The 20,928-nt window shown below is 40.0% G+C and carries 21 protein-coding genes; 9 read left to right on the top strand and 12 right to left on the bottom strand.

Translation table 11 applies throughout. The features are described from left to right. From DK924_RS08820 to DK924_RS08790, 7 genes are all read left to right on the top strand, one after another. Nucleotides 1-258, top strand: coding sequence for a DUF3081 domain-containing protein (locus tag DK924_RS08820; protein ID WP_010388948.1), 258 nt, complete (start codon nt 1-3; stop codon nt 256-258). Next, entirely contained in the window at nt 258-560 is a 303-nt protein-coding gene (locus DK924_RS08815; RefSeq protein ID WP_181388762.1) for a hypothetical protein, read from the top strand. The genes DK924_RS08820 and DK924_RS08815 overlap by 1 nt, the downstream gene beginning before the upstream one ends. Before the next feature lie 439 nt (nt 561-999). After that, nucleotides 1,000-1,575, top strand: coding sequence for a transcriptional regulator BetI (gene betI, locus DK924_RS08810; protein WP_081374111.1), 576 nt, complete (start codon nt 1,000-1,002; stop codon nt 1,573-1,575). Between the two features lies 1 nt (nt 1,576). Next, nucleotides 1,577-3,040 carry a betaine-aldehyde dehydrogenase gene (gene betB / locus DK924_RS08805; RefSeq protein ID WP_075170232.1) on the top strand — a complete coding sequence of 488 codons (1,464 nt, stop codon included), beginning with the start codon at nt 1,577-1,579 and terminating at the stop codon, nt 3,038-3,040. 9 nt (nt 3,041-3,049) lie between these two features. Next, a complete protein-coding gene (betA, locus tag DK924_RS08800) occupies nt 3,050-4,711 on the top strand; it encodes a choline dehydrogenase (protein WP_109874929.1) in 1,662 nt (553 codons plus the stop codon). A gap of 166 nt (nt 4,712-4,877) precedes the next feature. Next, the gene (locus DK924_RS08795; protein WP_010388954.1) at nt 4,878-6,095 is read left to right on the top strand and encodes a BCCT family transporter; all 1,218 of its coding nucleotides are present in this window, start codon (nt 4,878-4,880) and stop codon (nt 6,093-6,095) included. An 8-nt stretch (nt 6,096-6,103) separates the two neighbouring features. Next, nucleotides 6,104-6,808, top strand: a complete 705-nt coding sequence (locus DK924_RS08790; RefSeq protein ID WP_075170234.1) for a TorF family putative porin — start codon at nt 6,104-6,106, stop codon at nt 6,806-6,808. A gap of 92 nt (nt 6,809-6,900) precedes the next feature. On the opposite strand, the gene DK924_RS08785 is transcribed toward DK924_RS08790, so the two are convergent. Both DK924_RS08785 and fdxA read right to left on the bottom strand, forming a co-directional pair. Beyond that, entirely contained in the window at nt 6,901-9,147 is a 2,247-nt protein-coding gene (locus DK924_RS08785; protein WP_109874928.1) for a carbohydrate binding family 9 domain-containing protein, read from the bottom strand. Nucleotides 9,148-9,288: 141 nt separating this feature from the next. Beyond that, nucleotides 9,289-9,612, bottom strand: a complete 324-nt coding sequence (fdxA, locus tag DK924_RS08780; protein ID WP_010388957.1) for a ferredoxin FdxA — start codon at nt 9,610-9,612, stop codon at nt 9,289-9,291. A 188-nt stretch (nt 9,613-9,800) separates the two neighbouring features. Here fdxA and DK924_RS08775 point away from each other — a divergent pair, with 188 nt between their 5' ends. Together DK924_RS08775 and DK924_RS08770 are read left to right on the top strand one after the other, a co-directional pair. Then, nucleotides 9,801-11,408, top strand: a complete 1,608-nt coding sequence (locus DK924_RS08775; protein ID WP_109874927.1) for an NAD(P)/FAD-dependent oxidoreductase — start codon at nt 9,801-9,803, stop codon at nt 11,406-11,408. Nucleotides 11,409-11,500: 92 nt separating this feature from the next. Next, nucleotides 11,501-13,006 (top strand): amidase family protein, encoded by a 1,506-nt coding sequence (locus tag DK924_RS08770; RefSeq protein ID WP_109874926.1) that lies wholly within the window; start codon nt 11,501-11,503, stop codon nt 13,004-13,006. Between the two features lie 29 nt (nt 13,007-13,035). Here the strand turns inward: DK924_RS08770 and DK924_RS08765 are convergent, their stop codons facing one another. From DK924_RS08765 to DK924_RS08725, 10 genes are all read right to left on the bottom strand, one after another. Continuing rightward, a complete protein-coding gene (locus tag DK924_RS08765) occupies nt 13,036-14,337 on the bottom strand; it encodes a DEAD/DEAH box helicase (protein WP_109875258.1) in 1,302 nt (433 codons plus the stop codon). A gap of 56 nt (nt 14,338-14,393) precedes the next feature. Further along, the gene (locus DK924_RS08760; protein ID WP_109874925.1) at nt 14,394-14,837 is read right to left on the bottom strand and encodes an excinuclease ABC subunit A; all 444 of its coding nucleotides are present in this window, start codon (nt 14,835-14,837) and stop codon (nt 14,394-14,396) included. A gap of 1 nt (nt 14,838) precedes the next feature. Further along, complete coding sequence (locus tag DK924_RS18855; RefSeq protein WP_258306466.1) at nt 14,839-15,009, bottom strand: hypothetical protein; 171 nt, start codon at nt 15,007-15,009, stop codon at nt 14,839-14,841. A gap of 277 nt (nt 15,010-15,286) precedes the next feature. After that, nucleotides 15,287-15,538: a hypothetical protein gene (locus DK924_RS18850; protein ID WP_258306445.1), complete on the bottom strand. Its 252-nt coding sequence runs from the start codon at nt 15,536-15,538 to the stop codon at nt 15,287-15,289. Between the two features lie 6 nt (nt 15,539-15,544). After that, a complete protein-coding gene (locus DK924_RS08750; RefSeq protein WP_109874924.1) occupies nt 15,545-16,774 on the bottom strand; it encodes a beta-ketoacyl-ACP synthase in 1,230 nt (409 codons plus the stop codon). Beyond that, the gene (gene fabG / locus DK924_RS08745; RefSeq protein WP_076919770.1) at nt 16,774-17,499 is read right to left on the bottom strand and encodes a 3-oxoacyl-ACP reductase FabG; all 726 of its coding nucleotides are present in this window, start codon (nt 17,497-17,499) and stop codon (nt 16,774-16,776) included. The genes DK924_RS08750 and fabG overlap by 1 nt, the downstream gene beginning before the upstream one ends. Beyond that, complete coding sequence (locus DK924_RS08740) at nt 17,496-17,951, bottom strand: hotdog family protein (protein ID WP_109874923.1); 456 nt, start codon at nt 17,949-17,951, stop codon at nt 17,496-17,498. The genes fabG and DK924_RS08740 overlap by 4 nt, the downstream gene beginning before the upstream one ends. Next, nucleotides 17,944-19,113 (bottom strand): beta-ketoacyl-ACP synthase, encoded by a 1,170-nt coding sequence (locus DK924_RS08735; protein WP_076919772.1) that lies wholly within the window; start codon nt 19,111-19,113, stop codon nt 17,944-17,946. Before DK924_RS08735 ends, DK924_RS08740 begins: the two co-directional genes overlap by 8 nt. Further along, entirely contained in the window at nt 19,113-19,700 is a 588-nt protein-coding gene (locus DK924_RS08730) for a DUF3261 domain-containing protein (RefSeq protein ID WP_109874922.1), read from the bottom strand. Before DK924_RS08730 ends, DK924_RS08735 begins: the two co-directional genes overlap by 1 nt. Beyond that, entirely contained in the window at nt 19,688-20,926 is a 1,239-nt protein-coding gene (locus tag DK924_RS08725; RefSeq protein ID WP_039037434.1) for an NAD(P)/FAD-dependent oxidoreductase, read from the bottom strand. Before DK924_RS08725 ends, DK924_RS08730 begins: the two co-directional genes overlap by 13 nt. Between the last annotated feature and the right edge of the window lie 2 nt (nt 20,927-20,928).

The following is a 20,928-nucleotide window of genomic DNA, read 5'->3' as shown; positions in this document are numbered from 1 at the left end:
ATGAAAAATGAAATCGACAACAAACAGATTCTAGCGGTTTACGAACGTATCCAGCAACGAGGTGAAACCACAGAAGAAGGTAAGCTTTATCAGGGGGTCACTGCATTTTCTGATATAGACGGCTATACCGTTTACTTACAAGGCAGTGGCGTGTTATTACGCTTTGGATTTCATAATACCTACCATTTAGATTACGAACATGACAAACACAAAGACGATTTTTTGAAGAAACTTTACAACATAGCCAACGAAGAGTAATGCGACCAACAAATAGACGAAACAGACCAACTAGTTCGCGCAATTTGCAGTTTATTCACCAAGTTATTGTGCAATTAAAAGCTGAACCTGAAAAGCTGCAACTGATAAAAAAGAATCTTGCTTATTACCGCGAACAAACACACTTAAAGCGCGGTTTTTTGCTCGCGATTGAACGTTTTGATTGGGTGTTTGAAGCGACTGATAACATCGACGAAATTTGTGAGCAGATTATGGCCGATGACTATATTGGCAATCGTTTAAGACGTTATCCCTTATTATTTAAAGGTGTTGTTGAAAGCTAAACAGCGCCTTATTTTCCCCCTACTTCGCGTTAACATTTGTTTAATTTACCTCCCATATTTCTCTTTGAAACCGGATTTTGATCGCAACAACATATCTATTCCCTTTACCTTTATATAAATGCCCTGCTGGTAAAAAATACAATTAGTACTCTAATAGTTATCGCACTAACAAATAAATCACTAAAAGTTTCACTCACCTCGTAAAGAATTGATTACACTATAAAGAACAACACCAACAAAACATACAAACCATTGTTATTTAAAGACTTTAAACAAGGTCTTGAGTTGTTAATTTTGCATCATTTCATACTCATTTTGTTAATTATTTATCCATACTTTACTCTCTTACCATTTACACAAGCCTTGAATTGTTAGAGCTATTACCTTAAGCTTATCTTTATTGAACGATCAATTAATAAAAATTATGCCTAAAGTTGGAATGGAACCTGTAAGGCGTCAGCAGCTAATTGACGCGACTATAGAGTCAGTTGCTCAAAAAGGATTACAGGCGACTACGATCAATAGTATTAGTAAAAATGCTGGAATGTCATCAGGCATAATTAGCCATTACTTTGGTGGGAAACAGGGGCTAATTGAAGCAACTGTGCGTTACTTACTCTCGAACTTGAAAGACGACTTAATTAGTAAGGTTAATGAAAATACCACAGCAACTCAAAGGTTAATGTTTATTGTTGAATCAAACTTTGCGCTAGTACAACAACGAAAAGACACCACTCGGACGTGGTTAAGTTTTTGGGCGCAATCAATGCACGATAAGGAACTTCATCGTTTACAAAATGTAAACAGTAAACGCTTGCAAAGCAATTTAACCGTTTCATTTAAGCAATTAATGCCTTTAGCGCAAGCAACCCTCGCGGCTGAATTAACCGCAGCAATGATTGATGGCTTATGGCTTCGTGCCGTATTAAGCCAATCAGACGAAAATCAGTTTAAACACAGTGAATCACTAGCTAAAAACTACGTGCATTCACTTATCAAGCAATATGGAGCCTAACGTGACTACACCTATCTATCAAAACTTTATCAACGGCCAATTCCTTGCAAATAAAAGCGGCGAAACATTTGATGTAGTAAATCCTGCAACCGGCCAGGTAATTTATGCCGTTGAAGTCGCTGACCAGCATGTTCAAAACGCAGCGATAGAAAGTGCAAAACAAGGCTTTAAAGTTTGGTCAGCGATGACCCCTATTGAGCGCAGCCGTATTTTACTAAACGCCGTTGCTATTTTACGCGAGCGCAATGATGAGCTTGCACTGGTTGAAGTACTCGATACTGGTAAACCAATGCAAGAAGCTAACTGCGTAGATGTTGAAACAGGCGCAGATGTAATTGAATATTTTGCAGGTCTTGCCCCTGCACAAGTTGGTCAACAACAAATGGTTGGCGATGACTTTTACTACACACGCAAAGAGCCTTTAGGTATTTGTGCCGGTATTGGTGCATGGAACTACCCATTACAAATTGCATGTTGGAAATCAGGCCCAGCCCTCGCAGCGGGTAATGCATTTATTTTTAAGCCGTCTGAAGAAACGCCGCTTGGTGCAATTAAATTAGCCGAGGTGTTTATTGAAGCAGGCGTCCCTGCTGGCGTATTTAATGTAGTTCAAGGCGCCGGTGAAGTAGGCCAATGGCTTACTGCACATCAAGATATTGAAAAAGTATCATTTACTGGTGAAGTAGGTACCGGTAAAAAAGTAGTCGCCAGTGCTGCAGGCACATTAAAAGATGTGACTATGGAACTAGGTGGTAAATCGCCATTATTAGTATTTGATGACGCCAACATTGAGCAAGCAGTAAGTGCTGCCATGCTAGGTAACTTTTATACCCAAGGTGAAATTTGTACGAACTGCACTCGTATTTATGTTCACAAGAATGTGTATCAACAATTTATTGATGAACTTAAAACACGTACCGAAAACAATATTATTGCCGGTGACCCGCAAGATTTAAATACTAACTTTGGCGCGCTTATTTCTAAGAAGCATCAAGATTTAGTGATGAGTTACATCGACAAAGGCCTTAAAGAAGGTGCAACATTATTAACCGGTGGTTCAACGCTTTCTCCAGCATCTGCACCAGATGGCTATTTTGTAGCGCCGACAGTGTTTGTTGATTGCAACGATGAAATGACCATCGTTAAAGAAGAAATTTTTGGCCCAGTAATGAGCGTTTTAGTATTTGATGATGAAGATGATGTAATTGCACGTGCTAACGGCACTCACTTAGGTTTAGCTGCAGGCGTTTTCACTAGCGATATTAAACGCGCTCATCGCGTAATTCATCAACTTCAAGCCGGTATTTGTTGGATTAATGCTTACGGTAACTCGCCAGCAGAAATGCCAGTGGGTGGCTATAAGCAATCGGGTATTGGTCGTGAAAATGGTATAGAAACACTTGATCATTACACGCAAACTAAGTCTGTTTATGTTGGTATGGCCGACATAGAAAGCCCGTTTTAAGGAATCATCATGAACTTTGATTATATTATTGTAGGCGCGGGCTCAGCTGGCTGTGTGCTAGCAAATCGCTTGTCTGAAGATTCAAGTAACAAGGTATTGTTACTTGAAACCGGCGGCAGCGATAAAAGTATCTTTATAAAAATGCCTACCGCATTGTCTATTCCAATGAATACCGATAAGTTTGCGTGGCAATTTCATACGCAACCAGAGCCACACTTAGATAACCGTGAAATGCATTGCCCTCGCGGTAAAGTACTTGGTGGCTCATCTTCGATTAATGGCATGGTGTATGTACGTGGCCATGCTAAAGATTTTGACGAATGGCAACAGCACGGCGCTAACGGCTGGGATTACCAAGCGTGTTTACCGTATTTTAAAAAAGCAGAAAGCTTTTACCTAGGTGAAAATGCTCATCGTGGTAGTAAAGGCCCACTAGGTGTTAATAACGGCAATAACATGGAAAACCCGTTATACACTGCATTTATTGAAGCGGGTGCAGAAGCTGGTTACTCAACCACAAATGACTACAATAGTGCTCAACAAGAAGGCTTTGGCCCTATGCACATGACTGTTAAAAACGGTGTGCGCAGCTCTGCTTCTCGCGAGTACTTAGACCCAATTAAGCATCGTAGCAACTTAACAATCGTTACCGGTGCACTTGCTCAGCGCGTTATTTTAGACGGTAAAAAAGCAACTGGTGTTGAATACAAACTCAATGGCGCAGTAAAAACAGCACAAGCAAGTAAAGAGGTTATTTTAAGTGCTGGCTCTATTGGTTCGCCACACCTACTACAGCTTTCAGGTATTGGCGATACACAAACCCTTGAAAAAGCAGGTGTTGATGTAAAGCATCACTTACCAGGTGTAGGTCAAAACTTGCAAGACCATTTAGAGTTTTACTTTCAATATAAGTGTAAACAACCCATTACTTTGAACGGTAAATTAGGCTTGTTTTCAAAAGGCTTGATTGGTGCAAAATGGCTGCTTACCCGTAAAGGTTTAGGCTCAACTAATCATTTTGAATCATGTGCCTTTATCCGCTCAAAACCCGGTGTTGAATGGCCAGATATTCAGTATCACTTTTTACCGGCAGCAATGCGTTACGATGGACGCAGTGCTTTTGCAGGGCATGGTTTTCAAGTGCATGTAGGTCATAACAAGCCTAAGAGCCGAGGCAGTGTCACTATTGCATCAGCTGATCCAACACAGCCACCTAAAATTGTATTTAACTACCTAGAGCATCAAGATGATATTGAAGGCTTTAGAGCGTGCGTACGTTTAACGCGTGAAATCATTGAACAACCTGCCTTTGACAATTTCCGTGGTGAAGAAATTCAACCAGGGCAACAAGTTCAAACTGATGAGCAAATTGATGCCTTTGTTCGCCAAGCAGTAGAAAGTGCTTACCACCCTTCTTGCTCTTGTAAAATGGGTGAAGACGGCATGGCGGTGGTTAATTCAAACACTCAAGTGCATGGCATGCAAAGCTTGCGTGTGGTTGACTCGTCAATTTTTCCAACAATACCTAACGGTAATTTAAATGCGCCTACCATTATGGTTGCCGAGAAAGCCGCTGATATTATTTTAGGAAATAAGCCCTTAGCTCACACAGGAGTTGATGTTGTGAATGCCACTAATTGGCAAACTACACAACGAAATAAAACCCTTTAATTTAGCCTTCCATAAAGGCCACTCTTTTAAGCAAAATGCTTTAAGGAGTGCCTTTATGCGCCTTGCAGTGGCTCACAAGCATAAATAGGTTATGTCTGTGTTAATGCAAGCACAATAAAAAACGGAGTATATATGTGTTACTTTTATTCATTCTGGGAGGGCGATAATGACTATTTGGCTTAATGCTGGCATTATTTTCACCTTACTTGCGATTGTTGCTATTTTAATTAAATGGGGCAATGTACGCGTAGTAGGCGTCACACCAGTGAGAACATTCACCTTTATAGCAATCCTGTTTACCTCGGGCCTAGACGTTGGCCTCATTATGTTTCCTTTAACCGAATTTGCCGGTTATGCAGACATAAAAGCAAGCCCAGAATATGCATTTGCCAATCCTCTCTCTATTGAGTTTGGTTATTGGGGATTTTTAATTTGGGGATTTTATTTTCTTACGTGCTTTTATTTCTGTGTAATAGAACCCAAAGTAAAATTTTTTGAAATTCCATGGGTTAAATTTTTAAACAACGTAGTCATCATTGGTACTTGTGCGTTTACCGCTTACTTACTATTGAGCAACCTACCGTGGTATTTACCTGAACTCGGAGACGGCTCAAATGTTATTCCTGAGTTTTACTTAATCGTGCTTGCCGCTATTTGTTTTGCGGTGTATTCAAGCACCGATATTAAATATGTTCGCTTTTTAAGTATTGCTACTACTTGGTTGTTTATCGCGTTAATTGGTTTTATGTGGGCTGATGCCTTCTTATTTGGCGATAGCGAACTCTCTGCATTTACTAAAAACATTGGATTAATTGGTAATTACTTTGCCAATATCAATGAGTTTGTATTACCACTGAATGATTACCATGAGTTTTACCTATTTTGGTGGTTTGCGTGGAGCATCATGATTGGCCAGTTTACATCACGCTTTGTGGGTGGTTTAAAAACATACCAAGTACTCGGCGCTATGTTAATTTTCCCGTCAATACCAATCGCTATCTGGTTCAGTGTGTTATATCACTACCACGAAGCGGGCATTCCAACTGCAGGCATTAAAAACTTTGCCATGGTGTTTGTAGGTATTGTGTTTGTTATTAACTCGCTTGATTCACTGATCCGTCTATACACAGATAATTTAAACTTAACTGTAAAACGCTTTGGTAAATTTAAGTATATTGCCATGAATGTCGTCGCTTTATCATTATTAACACTGTTATTTAAACTTGAGTTTTTGCAAATTCAATGGGTTGGTGCTTTAGTTATAGGGTTATTCTTTATTTGCATTGGTTTTATTGCCTACAGCAAACTTAAAACAGTCAGCAATATCGAAGGATCGCCTAAAGCGAATAAAATTGATTACACAAAAATAGAAACTATCAGCTAGGAAATCACATGAACAATAAATTAAAACAACTTTTTATCGCTTTACCATTAACTGTTTTATCAACAACAGCAGCAGCTAACTGGTCAACAACAATTACTGCTGCATCTGATTACACCTTTAATGGTGTTACTCAAACAGATAACGATCCAGCGCTACAAGCAAGTCTTGACTATGCGTACGATAACGGTGTTTATGCCGGTGTATGGGCATCAAACGTAGATTTTGGTGATGATACCGACTTCGAACTAGATGCATATGTAGGCCGATACATTCAGTTAAACCAACAAGTAAGCCTTGATTACGGTATTGCTTATTACACTTACCAAGGTAATAACAGCGATGGTAACTACGCAGAAGCGTATACTAAATTTGGTTACGCCAGTGACTACGGTCAAACAGAGCTTAACTTTTGGTACAGCTGGGATTACTTTGGCTACGATACTGGCCATGTGATTTCGATGATTGCGCACACTTTCGAGCTTGCACCAAATCATGCAATTCGTGCAAGCTTTGATATTTCAAACTCACTCGATGGCAATAAATTTCAGTGGGATGAAGCTAAAGGCGATAAATCGTATCATCATTATCGCTTAGCATACCAAACAAGCTATGAAGGGTTTGGTATTGAAGTAGCAGCTGAAAATACCAGCCTAGACTACGATTATGCCGATGAGCGAATTGTACTTGCTATCTCACGTACTTTTGACTTGTAATAGTTAGCTTTTGCTTTCTATAAAAAAACACGCTACCCAGTAGCGTGTTTTTTATTGCCTAGCAAAATCTTGCTTTTATAGTATTTATAGCGTTATAACTGCCACGCATAACTGACTTTAGTAAAGAAAGTACGTTGGTCACGCTCAATGCTTTTTAACGAGTCATCCTGATAGCCTTTATCTGAATAACCTAAATAAAATAGCGTTTGTGCGTTAATTTTGTATGAGTAAACCAGCTGACTACCATAATCTTTGTTGATTTCGCTAACCTGATAAAAATAAGCATCTTCATTTCTGTCTATGTCTTCAAACTGTAAAATCAGCTTAAGCATAGCGCGCATACTAAACTTATAATAAAGCCTAAAATCAACAAGGTTGGCGGTGAAAACTCGTCGCCCTTGGTAATCATCTAAATGACTATAATTATGTCTAACATCTAACTGCCAGTGATTATTAATATCCCAAACAGCCTGCGATTGTGTAGTTAAAACATCACCTAGCTGCTCATTAGTGTAATCTATACGGCTTGCATATTCGGCGTATAACGATAATCTTAGATCTTTAGTAGGTCTAAAAGCCGTATATAAATAACCAATATTTTGGTTATAAAAATTGCCATTGTAGTTTTCATAGCGATTTAATAAACCAAGCTCAAATACAGACTGCTTTTGACCTTGAAAGGTCATGTAACCTTCATATTCTTCTTCAAGCAAGTCGCCATTTTGAGCCCACGTTTTATCCCAATCGGCGGTGTATGACCAAGTTGTTAGCATGTCATGTTCATCACCATACCAAGTTTGACCGCCACCAAAGCCTACTTTTTCGTAGTCTACTTTTTCTTGATAACCTAAATCGGTGCGGTAATCCTCACCAATATTGTCATAGGTAGCGTAAAGCTTATAATCGCGCTTATCGCGGGTCAGCTTTAATGCATAAGCCATATCAGACTGAGACTCTGCTAAATTATAGTTATCAACTAAAAACTGCGAGTTGTTGGTATCAGCATGGGCTATTTGGTAATTAAGCGTATCTGACTGATTAAACCAATAGCTGCCATCAACCGATAACACCGTATTATGGTAATCACTACTTTCTCTATGTGTTGAAGTAACGCCAATAGTGCCTTGTTGGCCAATATCATATTGGTATCGCGCCACCGCCGCCTTGGTTTTATCATTTAGGCTGGCAAAGCCTGAGCCTTGGTTGCTGGGCAGTAAAACATTACTGTTGTCGTCATCAGCAAACATTAGCGCATAACTGTGGCTATCGGTTTTACCGGTGAGCTTTGCACCAATATTAGGCTCAGCTATGGTACGGGTATAAAGCAGTTCAAATAAATTACTTTTGAAATATGATGCGCCATCTAAGAAGAATGGACGTTTTTCAGCGTAATAAATAGAATATGTGGTATTTACATCCAGTTCTAACGAATCGGTTTCTACCTGAGAAAAGTCAGGGTTTATAGTGGCATTAATTACTGCATCTTTAGTGACGCCCCAACGCAGATCAAGCCCTACTTCTGTATTTACATCGCCGTTATCCCACGCACCAGGTACCTGTGTTTTTTGATCGTTTCTTAATGCGGTTAAGGTTGGCGTTAATTGCAGATTCTTACTCGGTGCTAAATTATTAAATCCAGTTATTTTGTCAAACTGACACAAACTACATTTAATATCACGGTCAAAGCCTGTACTTGATAATTGATACAACACATCACGCTGATAGTTGCGCATCATCGAAAAGCCCCAAGTAGAGTCGGCTTGATTTTGTGCAAAGCGCAGAGCTTTAAACGGAATACGCATTTCAACCACGTAACCATGATCGTTTATGGTACCGGCACTATCCCAAATAGCATCCCACGATAAATCAGATACCCACTCATCGGTATCTGTCATGCGAATGTCGCCTTGGGCGCCTAGTGGGTTTACATAAAACTCATAGCCGGTACGCTCATCGTTAAAGGTATCAATTACCAAACCGACGTTGTCATCTTGCCAAAGCGTGTCTCTATCACGAAGTGCAGCGCGAATTTTACTCGGCTCTGGGTCATAAGCAACAAAAGCTACATACAAATTATGGCCATCGTCATAAATATACGCATCGGTTTTTACCGGTGGTGTGCCCTTTTCATTCGGCTCATCTTGATAATTTACCGCAACACGGGTTGCTTCTTGCCAATGCAGCTCGTTAAGCACGCCATCTACATCAATGTTTTTATTAATGTGTGCAAGTTGATAATTAAGCTTATCGGCAAGTGCATAAGGGCTGAGAGTTAAAACAAGGCTGAAGCTGATCAACAACAGCAATTTTATTATTTTTGTAGGTATAAAGTACTGCATAAACATCCATTTAGGTTTATTTACTTGTTGAAAGTAAACTTTGGTCTGGAGTGTAAATTATACAGGTACGTTTGTTAATACTTGCGTGTTAAAATTTGCAATAAAATTAACAAAAAGCTAATAATAAGTTTTAGGAAGTAGTTATGTGTCGAGAAGTTTTAATTTATTAGCCACACCATTCCAGCTATCGGCATCTTCAGGTGCAGGTTTAACTTGCGTTATACGTGGCCATATTTCTGCCAGTTCTGCATTAAGCTGGGTGAATTCTTTTTGCGATTCAGGTAGTTCATCTTCTTGATAAATGGCATCAGCTGCACACTCAGGTACACATAAACCACAGTCAATACAGTCTATTGGGCTAATAGCCAAAAAATTAGGGCCTTCAAAAAATGCATCTGCAGGGCACACCGATACGCAATCAGTGTACTTACATTTTATACAGTTTTCGGTGACTACAAACGCCATAGTGGTTTAATACCTAATATTTAATTTTACCAGCTGCGGATCATACCCAACCCTTACCAAAACACAATAAATATGTGCCAAAAGCGAACAATTTAACGTAATATATGGCGCTTATAAATTAGCGCTTTGTGCACTCCCCTTATTGTGAGCGGTATTTACTTTCCGCTATGACACCAAAAGAGATATTAATGATACGTTTAACCGAAATAAAGCTGCCGCTTGACCATGACGAAAATGCTATTGGCCAAGCCATCATCAATAAATTAAATATAAGTCCAGAGCAGCTACACAGCTACAATGTGTTTAAACGCGGTTACGATGCACGTAAAAAAAGCGCCATTTTACTGATTTACACGCTTGATGTTGAGGTAGATAACGAAGCACAACTGTTAGCCTCGTTTGAAAAAGATCAACACGTTAAAGTCTCCCCTGACACCAACTACAAATTTGTAGCACACGCTAATAGCAGCATTAAAGAGCGCCCTGTAGTAATTGGCTTTGGCCCATGTGGTTTATTTGCCGGTTTAGTACTGGCACAAATGGGCTTTAAACCAATAATTCTAGAGCGCGGTAAAGAGGTACGTGAACGCACCAAAGACACCTTTGGCTTTTGGCGTAAAAAGGCCCTCAATACCGAATCAAACGTTCAGTTTGGTGAAGGGGGTGCAGGCACGTTCTCAGACGGTAAGCTCTACAGCCAAGTAAAAGATCCTAAACATTATGGCCGTAAAGTGATCACTGAATTTGTAGAGGCTGGTGCTCCTGAAGAAATTTTATACGTTAGTAAGCCGCACATTGGTACTTTTAAACTAGTAACCATGATTGAAAAAATGCGCGCGCGAATTATAGAACTTGGTGGTGAGATTCGTTTTAGCACCCGCGTTGACGATATCCACTTAGACAACGGCCAAGTTACAGGGCTTACACTTTCTAATGGTAAAAAGCTTGAAACTCGCCATGTGGTTTTAGCGGTTGGTCACAGTGCCCGTGATACGTTTAAAATGATCCACGATAAAGGCATTTATGTTGAAGCAAAACCCTTTTCAGTAGGCTTTAGAATAGAACATAAGCAATCAATGATTGATGAATGCCGCTTTGGCGATAACGCGGGTAACCCTATTTTGGGCTCTGCCGATTACAAATTAGTACACCATTGTAATAATGGCCGAACCGTATACAGTTTTTGTATGTGCCCTGGCGGCACTGTAGTTGCCGCTACCTCTGAAGAAGGCCGTGTGGTTACTAACGGTATGAGTCAATATTCTCGTAGTGAGCGAAATGCGAACAGTGCTATTGTTGTGGGTATTTCGCCAGAAAAAGATTTTCCTGGCCATCCTCTAGCTGGCATAGATTTACAGCGTAAGCTAGAAGAGCAAGCCTATGAGCTTGGTGGTAAAAATTATGATGCCCCAGCACAGCTGATTGGTGACTTTTTAAAAGGTAAATCGTCGGCTAATTTAGGCGATGTACAGCCTTCGTATACACCAGGTATAAAACTGACTGATTTAAGCAAAGTACTGCCAGCTTTTGCCATTGAAGCGCTACGTGAAGCAATTCCTGCCTTTAACAAACAAATTCGTGGCTTTTCAACCAATGATGGCTTACTAACGGGTGTAGAAACACGTACGTCTTCACCTATCAGCATCAAGCGCGATAAAACTTTCCAAAGCATTAATACCAAAGGGCTTTACCCTGCAGGTGAAGGCGCAGGTTATGCAGGCGGTATTTTATCAGCAGGTATTGATGGCATTAAAGCCGCTGAGGCGGTTGCGTTATCGATGTTAGAAAACGCTTAACTCTATTAGATTATACTTTATCGAAAAACCTCACAACGTGAGGTTTTTTTGTGCTAAAAATAACCTATGTTTTCACAAAATAGATAATAACAATGATTATAAAACGGCTACTTTTAACATTATTTGTTTGTACAATACCTAATTTATACGCAGCGGATAATAATACAGAGCTTAAAACCATTAGTGGCATTCACAATGCCTATAAAAATAATACCACCACGGCTGAGCAGCTTACCCGCACTTATATCGACAGAATAAACGAGCTCAATCCTAAATATAATGCGGTAATTAGTATTGAGCCCACTGCAATTGAACAAGCCAAACAACTCGATGCGCTGTTTAAAGCCGGAAAATGGGCAGGCCCTTTACATGGTATTGCGGTATTACTAAAAGATAACATTGAAACAACAGGTACATTACCCACCACAGCGGGTTCATTAGCACTTAAAAATAACGTTACTAATAAAGATGCCTTTGTGGTTAAACAATTACGCCAAGCAGGCGCTATTATTTTAGGCAAAGCGAACTTAAGTGAATGGGCTAATTTTCGCTCATCGTATTCGTCATCTGGCTGGAGTGCCATTGGCGGACAAACCCATAACGCCCATGATGTAACTCGTAATCCGTGTGGTTCAAGCTCAGGCTCTGCTGTGGCGGTTGCTTTAAATTTTGCGCCTATTGCGCTGGGCACAGAAACTGATGGTTCGATTACCTGCCCTGCTTCGGTTAATGGGGTGTACGCCATTAAACCCAGTATGGGGCAAGTTTCACGCGCAGGCGTGATCCCCCTTTCTAGTAGCCAAGATTCGGTAGGTCCAATGGCGCATTCTTTAAAAGATGCACTCGCGGTATTATCAGTCATTCAAGGTGAAGACTCAGACGATGTATCGACACTCAACGTAAATAGAACGCTTGATGGCATAGCGCCTAAGCCATCACTGAGGATAGGCGCGTTACCTGCCAGTAAGTTTACTGTGGCAACACAAAAGCTTTACGCTAAGCAATTACAAACATTAAAAGACGCAGGTCATACCGTTGTCAATGTTGCAGTAAAAGATGACTTAAGCACGCTTTACGTTGATGAATACGCCATCCTACTTTACGACTTTAAAGCCGAAATTAACCACTACTTAAGCAAAACACCAACGCAGGTAACCGTAAAAAGTTTAGACGAGTTAATCGCATTTAATATCGCAAATAAACAGCAGGAAATGCCCTACTTTGAGCAAGATATTTTACAACAAGCTAACGCAGTTGATTTGAGTGAAAAACAACAATACAAAAGCACCAAAGCGCGATATCGCGCACTTGCAAAGCGCGCTATTAGCAATTTATACCGCAATAATAAGCTAGATATTGTAATTGCGCCCACCGTTTCACCGGCTTGGAAAACCGATTTAATTAACGGCGATAACTTTAAAGGCAGTAGCAGTTCATTGCCTGCCATTGCAGGGACGACCCATATTACTTTACCGGTTGGCAAAGTAAGCCACTTACCGGTAGGTTTGTCGGTTATTGCTAATCAAAACGATGAAGCGGCTGCTTATGCGTACGCTGCTATTATCGATAATGTATTAGGCACAAAAAAACCTGAGTAAACTCAGGTTTTTTTAATGGCTTAGCTGTCTTACTTTTTAAGTGACAGCTTTTCGCCTTTTAAGCTTTTACGTACATTAGAAATTCGCGAGCGGTTTTTCGCTCTCGCTTCACCGGTAGCCTGGCCTGATGGCTTATTAGCACGGGTGCGGCGTAAATGCGCTGGCTTTTTACCAATTTTATCAATCAGTACTTCACGATTACTTACTTCGTAACCTTCTAAGTAAACACGTTTAATTTTTTGACCAATTAAGGTTTCAATTTCAAACAACATGTTTTCTTCTTCGCGACTCACAAACGAAATTGCTTGTCCTTGGTTACCAGCACGACCAGTACGGCCAATACGGTGAACATAATCTTCAGCAAGCCAAGGTAAATCAATATTAATAACACGCGGTAAACCGTCAATATCAATACCACGGGCCGCTACTTCTGTTGCAACTAGCACGCGTACTTTGCCTTCTTTAAATTCACGCAACGCACGACGACGATTACCTTGCGATTTATCGCCATGACATACTACCGCTGGGATACCGTCTAAGTTAAGTTCAGTTACTAACTCATCTGCGGTTTCTTTCATGTTTACAAACACTAGCACTTGCTGCCAGTTTTTCTTACCAATCAGCTCAGAAAGCAACTCTTGCTTACGGCGCTCTTCTACTGGGTAAACCACGTGCTGTACTGTGCTTGCGGTGCTGTTAGTTTGATCAACACGAACAATTTCAGGCTGCTTTAACACTTTAGAGGCGAACTGTTTAATTGCTGCTGGGAAGGTAGCTGAAAACAATAAAATTTGACGCTCATCTGCACAGCTTTTTATTACGCTTTGCATATCATTAATAAAGCCCATATCAAGCATACGGTCAGCTTCATCAAGTACTAAATGTTTTACTTGAGCAAGGCTTAAGTTACCTAAACGAATATGATCAAGTAGACGTCCTGGTGTTGCTACTACAACATCAACACCTTCTTTGAGTGCAATTTCTTGTCCTGCGGTATTAACACCACCAAATAAGCTCACTACTTTTAACTGAGTGTACTTAGCAAAGTCTTTAAAGTTATTCGCTATTTGCTCTGCAAGCTCACGCGTAGGCGCAAGGACTAAGGCGCTTGGCGCATTCGTAGTGCTGCAATCTGACTCAAATAACTTTTGAATAATAGGGAGTGCAAATGCAGCGGTTTTACCTGTACCGGTTTGTGCACTTGCTAAAACGTCTTTACCTTTACGAACAGCCGGAATAGCTGAGCGCTGAATGGGCGTAAGGGTGTGGTAATTAAGTTCGTCTAACGCCTGAATAAGTTCAGGGGCAAAACTAAAAGATTTAAAATTCATTGCTGTATAACCTGCGGCCACATTATCAAGGGTCGCAAATTATACAGTAAAATCGCTTAAACAGTTAGTTTTAACTTAACTAAAATGCCTTTTAATGCAACGCCTGCTATGATTGTACCTGCACCGCATTCATATTCAGTGCTACTCACAAACTTGCGCTTTTTATAATATGATTGAATATTTACAACTGCGTTCATGCCTTCTTTAATTGCGCGTTCTTGCAACGCCTTCAATGCACTAAGCATTACCCACTCACATGCCTCTCGGTCACTTTTATTAAATGCATTAGTTTTTTTATTGGTGATCACTTCGCCGTATTTACTGCTCTCGCTACCATAGCTTTGATCAGCAAAATAAAGGGGAACATCTAATAACGCACTTTTTGCTTTACTGGATTCTAACAGTGATTGGATAGGATATTTTCCGATATCATCTCGTGCCTCAACTGTACTAACCGTTAACAAAGATGTGGCTAATAATAAGTTTGCTATTAATTTCATTTTACATTCCTTCTTTAATATAGAACTTCCATGCAACTCCATAACCAAAAGAGGTATTACTATCCTGTTTCATTAAGGGACTACGTTGCTGTTTACTTTTAGCTACATGGCGGTATTTAACAGAGCCATCTAGCCAATATTTTTTACTATCGAAATTAAGCCCTAGCGAAATATCTGCGCCAGAACCACCCGACTGACTATTAAACTTTGAACGTGAATCATGCGTAACTAATATAGGTAACGGTCTTCGGCAAAATTGGCATTTGCTTGTCTACTAGTGGTAATTTTATAAATTGGAGCAATAAACACCGGACTCTAATAGTTCATACTCAGTCGATAACGCCAGCCTACATTAGTCAGTAAACTAAAGTCTGTTGCCTTAGCTTTACGGATAAATAAGCCAATATAAGATTGCTCTGCCGCTTGATAAACATCATTAAAGTAATAATTTAGCAAAGGCCCAAAAATTCAAATACCCAATCTAAAAAATCCATACCTGCTCGTGCTTGATTATCTGCGTGGTTTAAATCTAACTTATCACTTTGATAACGTACATGAGGCACAGGCATTATGTATTGCTCACTTTGCTCTGTTCCTAAGTAGTGAGGAATATCATCCACAGGCACAAAAACACCACCGCCTATTACCAATTTAGACGCAGCAAAATTCAACAGGCCAAAGGCAACAATAACGCCAACCAAGGCATACTACTCACCTTTAAAGCGTTTAAATATTAATGAGGTATTAATTCCACCAAATGCAAAGTTATTACTCATGACATAATCGGTGTTAATTTCTCGCCCTTGCATCTTAATATAATCAAGCTCAGCGCAATCATTATCTATATCGGTTAAATTTATTGTAGGTGCAAACCAATTATCGCTCATCATATTAATAGTAGCCCATGCTTCTATTGCACCACACGCTCCTAAAGTATGCCCTAAATAGCTTTTTAAAGAGCTAATAGGCTTAACACCTAGTGCATTAAAAGTGGCATGAGACTCAGCAATATCGCCTCTATCGGTTGAGGTACCATGCGCATTGACATAACCTACTTTATCAGGTGATAAATTGGCATCTTGCAATGCCATTTCAATGGCTATTTGCATGGTATCTGAAGATGGTTGAGTAACATGTTGTCCATCAGAGTTACAGCCAAAACCGACAACCTCAGCCAATATATTAGCCCCTCGAGCTTTAGCATGCTCATACTCTTCAAGTATTAAAGTACCGGCACCTTCTCCTATAACTAAGCCATCACGGTTTTTATCGAATGGGCGAGGCGTATTTTTAGGGGTCTCATTTTTAATACTTGTTGCATACAGCGTATCAAATACAGCTGCTTCGGTAATACAAAGCTCTTCTGCCCCCCCTGCTACCATTACTTTTTGACGACCAAACTTAATTGCCTCATAGGCGTAACCAATACCTTGCGAGCCAGACGTGCATGCCGAGCTTGTAGTGATCACTCGTCCTTTTAAGCCAAAAAACACGCCTACATTTACTGGCGCTGTATGTGCCATCATTTGAATATAACTTGTAGCTGTGACCCCAGACATTGAGCCACTTTCCAACATATTCGCAAATGCGAGAAGCGGCGGTGTTGAACCGGTGGATGAGCCATATGCTACACCGGTAGAGCCATCTGTAAGACATTTATGTTCAAGTAAATCAGCTTGCTCAAGCGCACGCTCAGTTGCACTAGTGGACATAAGTGCAACTCTACCCATTGAGCGTATTTGCTTACGTTTATAATGGTTAGGTTTTTCAAAATGAGTGACAGGTGCAGCTAAGCGCGTATTAAGCCCATCAGCTTTATCCCATTCACTCATTGTTACAACTGCATTTTCACCTTTGATCAATGCGCTTTTAAATTCATTCCAATCATCGCCTAATGCGGTTATAACCGACATCCCTGTAACAACAACACGTTTCATTAAACCATCCCACCGTTAACCGAAATAACTTGGCGAGTAATGTAGGCTGCATCATCAGACATTAAAAATGCGACCGTACCAGCCACTTCGTTCACTGTTCCCATTCGCTTAAGGGGAATCATTTTCATCATTTCAGTAACCGGAAGCTCATCCGTCATTGCTGTTTCAATCAAACCAGGCGCTACACAATTTACAGTAATTTTTCGCTTTGCTAGTTCCAGCGATAGGGCTTTGGTAGCACCAATAATACCCGCTTTCGCTGCGCTGTAATTTACCTGTCCTCTGTTCCCCGCAATACCCGACACTGAAGCCATAGTGATAATGCGCCCACCTTTACGAGTTTGTACCATAGGCATAACCGTTGGGTGCACAACATTATAAAAGCCATCTAACCCAGTTCTAATTACGCTATCCCAATCATCACCCTGCATTGCCGGAAAAGCCATATCGTTAGTAATGCCCGCATTACACACCACCCCATAGTAAGCACCATTGTTTGTAATATCTTGCTCAATTTGTTGCTTCGCCGCAGCTCTATCACATACGTCAAATTGTAGTAGTGTAGTGCTTTGTCCAAGTGCCTGTATTTCTGCACATGTTTGCTGAGCTTGCTCTAAACCATTTCTGCAATGAACAGTAATGTCATAGCCTTGAGCTGCAAGTTTAAGTGCAATAGCCTTACCTATCCCCCGGCTAGAGCCGGTTACTAAAATTCTTTTATTCATTGGTTTTCTCTTATAAACTCCAGCGGATCTTCTGGCTGAAATACATTTATTTTTGCATCACACAGTATTTTTTTATTTTCGCTTATTTGGCATTCAAACACACTTAAACCAGATTCGTCCTGGTAAAGCTTGTGAACATAAATAGTTAATTTACTGTTTTTACAAAATCTGGCCTCATGGGTTTTATATTTTCGCGTGCCGATCAAAAAACCTATTCTAACCGCTTCATTAATATCATTAGCTAATGCTCCAGCATAAGCAGCTATAGACTGGGCCATATATTCAATACCTATATAACTTGGCACTCCCTCAATTTGCTCATTATAAAAAGGGCTTTGAGGTGTAATAGTCACTGAGCAGGTTGCACTCTCATCGCTGTATTCAACTAACTGTTCTATTAAAATCATAGGAGCATCATGGGGTACAACCTGCTCTATAGAATAATTATTCATTATGTGTACCTAAAATCAAACTCGCATTATTACCACCGAACGCAAATGAGTTAGATAAGCAGTAATTTAATTTAACCGTACTAGCTTGCTCAATAACGTTAACATCAGCCAGCTTATTTCTTTGTGAGCATTTATTAAAAGGCAAAGTAATATTCCCTCTGCCTCTGAGCAACAGCCAACAGATACCTGCTTCAATTGCACCAGCTGCACCTAAAGTATGTCCAGTTAAGTACTTACTGGAACTCAGCGATGTATTGTTGCCAAACACGCTATTAATTGCAAGGGCTTCCATTTCGTCATTTTTAATTGTTGCTGTACCGTGTGCATTTATATAGTCAATATCACTAGGTAATAAATCAGCATCGGCCAGAGCAGCCTTCATTGCCGATTTTGCACCATTACCGCTAGGGTCTGGCGCCGAAATGTGATGAGCATCAGAGCTTTCACCACCACCTAAAAACATAACGCCATTTTCTAACGGTGCTTCTTTACTCATAACAAATAACGCAGCGCCCTCACCTATATTAATACCATCTCTCTCATCGCAAAAAGGCTTACACATTCCTGTGCTCATTGATGCCAAGGCATTAAATCCATTAATGGTAAGTTTGCAAAGGCTATCAACGCCACCACAAATTACAACGTCTGCTAAGTCAGCGGTTATTAGGGCTTTTGCGCTAATAAGAGCTTTAGCACTTGAGGTACATGCCGTTGAAATACTATAACAGGGACCTAACGCCCCTACTTTTTGGGCTATGTAATGCGAAGGAGTGGCAAGTTCTTGATCAGCATATAAAAAGTCACTTGGCCACGCACCTGAACTGCCGTGTTCAGCTCGAGCTTGTTCGCCATCATGCACCCCTGATGTACTTGTACCTACCACAACAGCAATTCGTGATTTATCAATATGTGAAAAGCTGTTAAGTGTTGGGAGTATTTGCTCAAGCGCTATATCAATTAGCGTATTAATACGGCGCTTTTGATTTAGAGGAACGCAGTCTACATGCCCAACATAAAATGGTAGATCCTCTGTGCTTAATTTTTTTGTCTTTAAAAGCCGTGGTGCTTCATTATGTTGTAAGTTATTTAGGCTAAAAATTGTATCTTCAATACCTTTGCCCATTGCACTTACAATGCCTAAATCATTTAACCAAAAAGTCACTAGTTTACCTTCTCAAATGTAATTTGATAATGTCGCTCACTATTATTTAGTACTATTTTATTATCGGTATAATTTATTGTAATAATCGAGCGGTTATCTTTTAATACACGCCTTTTTGTGGCTATCTGCTTCATAACCGCTCCAGATATTTTTTCATTAAGAAATAATACAGGCCAATGCACTAAAGCAATATCTGCCAATATATAAGCAGGGTCTAAATCGACACCTACTATCATTTTAGTAACATTAGGTGGCTCATTATTTAGTTTTTCAAGCTTTAAAATAGGTAAGCCTTGTGTAGTCATTAATAATAAGTTGATAGTACCCTGCTTGTTTATTTCTAATTGTGCTAATAAAGTATGCTCTTTCTCATTGTTTTGAATATATAAAACATGCTGCCAATTTTGATCAAACATTTGCACAGGCACATGCGAAATATCAAGTGTAGTGGCTGCAGAAATATCAACACGCTCACTGCTTTTATATGTGCTACTACATGCTGTTATGCAACCACACACTAAAGCTATAAAAGTACCTCTTAAAAAGTGTCTGATATGAGCCTCAATAACTGGGATTAATTTTGACATAGCTGCGCTAATACATTTAAACGACGCTCACTTTGAGCAACAAATGGATTATTTTTATCCCATGCGTAACCCGCTAAAATAGCACTGATCATTTCACGAACCTGCGAGTTTTGTTCTGAATAAAAAATAACGTCTTGAAATCGGGTATCGTACCAACCTTTAACAAAGGTTTTAAAACAATCAACTCCTGCCTGCAATGGCTTGGCGTAACATTCATCAAAATCAATCACTTCTCCATTTAAATAATCATCAATAAGGGGGGCAATTAAGTGTGCAGACTTTAAAGCAATAGTCACCCCAGATGAAAACACTGGATCTAAAAATTCACCCGCATTGCCTAGTAAAGCAAAATGCTTTCCATGTAGCGTACATACATTAGCAGAGTAACCACTAACGCTACGCGCCTGTGTTATAGGTACGCGATTAGCTAAAAGTTTTTTTAAGTAAGGGTCTTGTTCTATAAACTGTTTTAAGGTGTCAGCTTCGCTACTCTCATTAAAGCGCGATTGCTTTGCCACAACCCCAATACTGGACGTGCCATCACTAAAGGGGATGAGCCAATACCAAACATCATTAAATTTAGGGTGAACGGTTATTAAAATTTTATTTCTATCAAACAGCTCGTCAGTAATGCCATCATTAAAGTGACTAAAATAAGCACTGCGCACAGGAAAAGTAGAAGGTTTTTCTAAATTTAAAAGTTTTGGTAAAACTCGGCCGAAACCGCTCGCATCAAGTACAAACTTAGCCCTTACGTCATACGTTTGTTTTTTATTATTTTGCACTTGCAGCGTCGCACTAGCAGCTTCATCAGTAAAACCAATAACACTATGCTGATAGCGAATTTCAACGCCTTGATGCTGCGCTCTATCAGCAATCAGCTTATCAAAATCAGCCCGTTTAACTTGAAAAGTAGTACCCGGGCCTGGGCTAAATTTTTCAGTAAAATTTATAGCTGTATTTTGGCCATTACGATGAAACGCAGCACCATCTTTAAATTGAAAGCCAAGCTCATCTGCATGTTCATGTATTGTTTTAACTAGCCCAGCATCAGCTAAATATTCCATACATTGAGGTAATAAGCTTTCGCCAATTGAAAATCGAGGAAATAATTGTTGCTCTAGCACCAGCACTTTCCAGCCTTTTTGTACTAATAAGCTACTTACAAGTGCACCTGAAGGCCCTGCTCCTATAACCACAACATCATACTGCTCAAGGTTGTTCAAAT

The organism is Pseudoalteromonas sp. meg-B1 (assembly GCF_003173795.1).
GTDB classification, from domain to species: Bacteria; Pseudomonadota; Gammaproteobacteria; order Enterobacterales; family Alteromonadaceae; genus Pseudoalteromonas; species Pseudoalteromonas undina.
This window is presented reverse-complemented; position numbering and strand designations above follow the sequence as displayed.

Bases quoted from the DNA above. Each gene is read 5' to 3' on its own strand.
- fabG (WP_076919770.1), bottom strand. From the start codon at position 17,499: ATGAATAAAAGAATTTTAGTAACCGGCTCTAGCCGGGGGATAGGTAAG.
- fdxA (WP_010388957.1), bottom strand. From the start codon at position 9,612: ATGGCGTTTGTAGTCACCGAAAACTGTATAAAATGTAAGTACACTGAT.
- DK924_RS08790 (WP_075170234.1), top strand. From the start codon at position 6,104: ATGAACAATAAATTAAAACAACTTTTTATCGCTTTACCATTAACTGTT.
- DK924_RS08760 (WP_109874925.1), bottom strand. From the start codon at position 14,837: ATGAAATTAATAGCAAACTTATTATTAGCCACATCTTTGTTAACGGTT.
- DK924_RS08730 (WP_109874922.1), bottom strand. From the start codon at position 19,700: ATGTCAAAATTAATCCCAGTTATTGAGGCTCATATCAGACACTTTTTA.
- DK924_RS08815 (WP_181388762.1), top strand. From the start codon at position 258: ATGCGACCAACAAATAGACGAAACAGACCAACTAGTTCGCGCAATTTG.
- DK924_RS08770 (WP_109874926.1), top strand. From the start codon at position 11,501: ATGATTATAAAACGGCTACTTTTAACATTATTTGTTTGTACAATACCT.
- DK924_RS08775 (WP_109874927.1), top strand. From the start codon at position 9,801: ATGATACGTTTAACCGAAATAAAGCTGCCGCTTGACCATGACGAAAAT.
- DK924_RS08750 (WP_109874924.1), bottom strand. From the start codon at position 16,774: ATGAAACGTGTTGTTGTTACAGGGATGTCGGTTATAACCGCATTAGGC.
- betI (WP_081374111.1), top strand. From the start codon at position 1,000: ATGGAACCTGTAAGGCGTCAGCAGCTAATTGACGCGACTATAGAGTCA.
- betA (WP_109874929.1), top strand. From the start codon at position 3,050: ATGAACTTTGATTATATTATTGTAGGCGCGGGCTCAGCTGGCTGTGTG.
- DK924_RS08820 (WP_010388948.1), top strand. From the start codon at position 1: ATGAAAAATGAAATCGACAACAAACAGATTCTAGCGGTTTACGAACGT.
- DK924_RS08785 (WP_109874928.1), bottom strand. From the start codon at position 9,147: ATGCAGTACTTTATACCTACAAAAATAATAAAATTGCTGTTGTTGATC.
- DK924_RS08765 (WP_109875258.1), bottom strand. From the start codon at position 14,337: ATGAATTTTAAATCTTTTAGTTTTGCCCCTGAACTTATTCAGGCGTTA.
- DK924_RS08740 (WP_109874923.1), bottom strand. From the start codon at position 17,951: ATGAATAATTATTCTATAGAGCAGGTTGTACCCCATGATGCTCCTATG.
- DK924_RS08795 (WP_010388954.1), top strand. From the start codon at position 4,878: ATGACTATTTGGCTTAATGCTGGCATTATTTTCACCTTACTTGCGATT.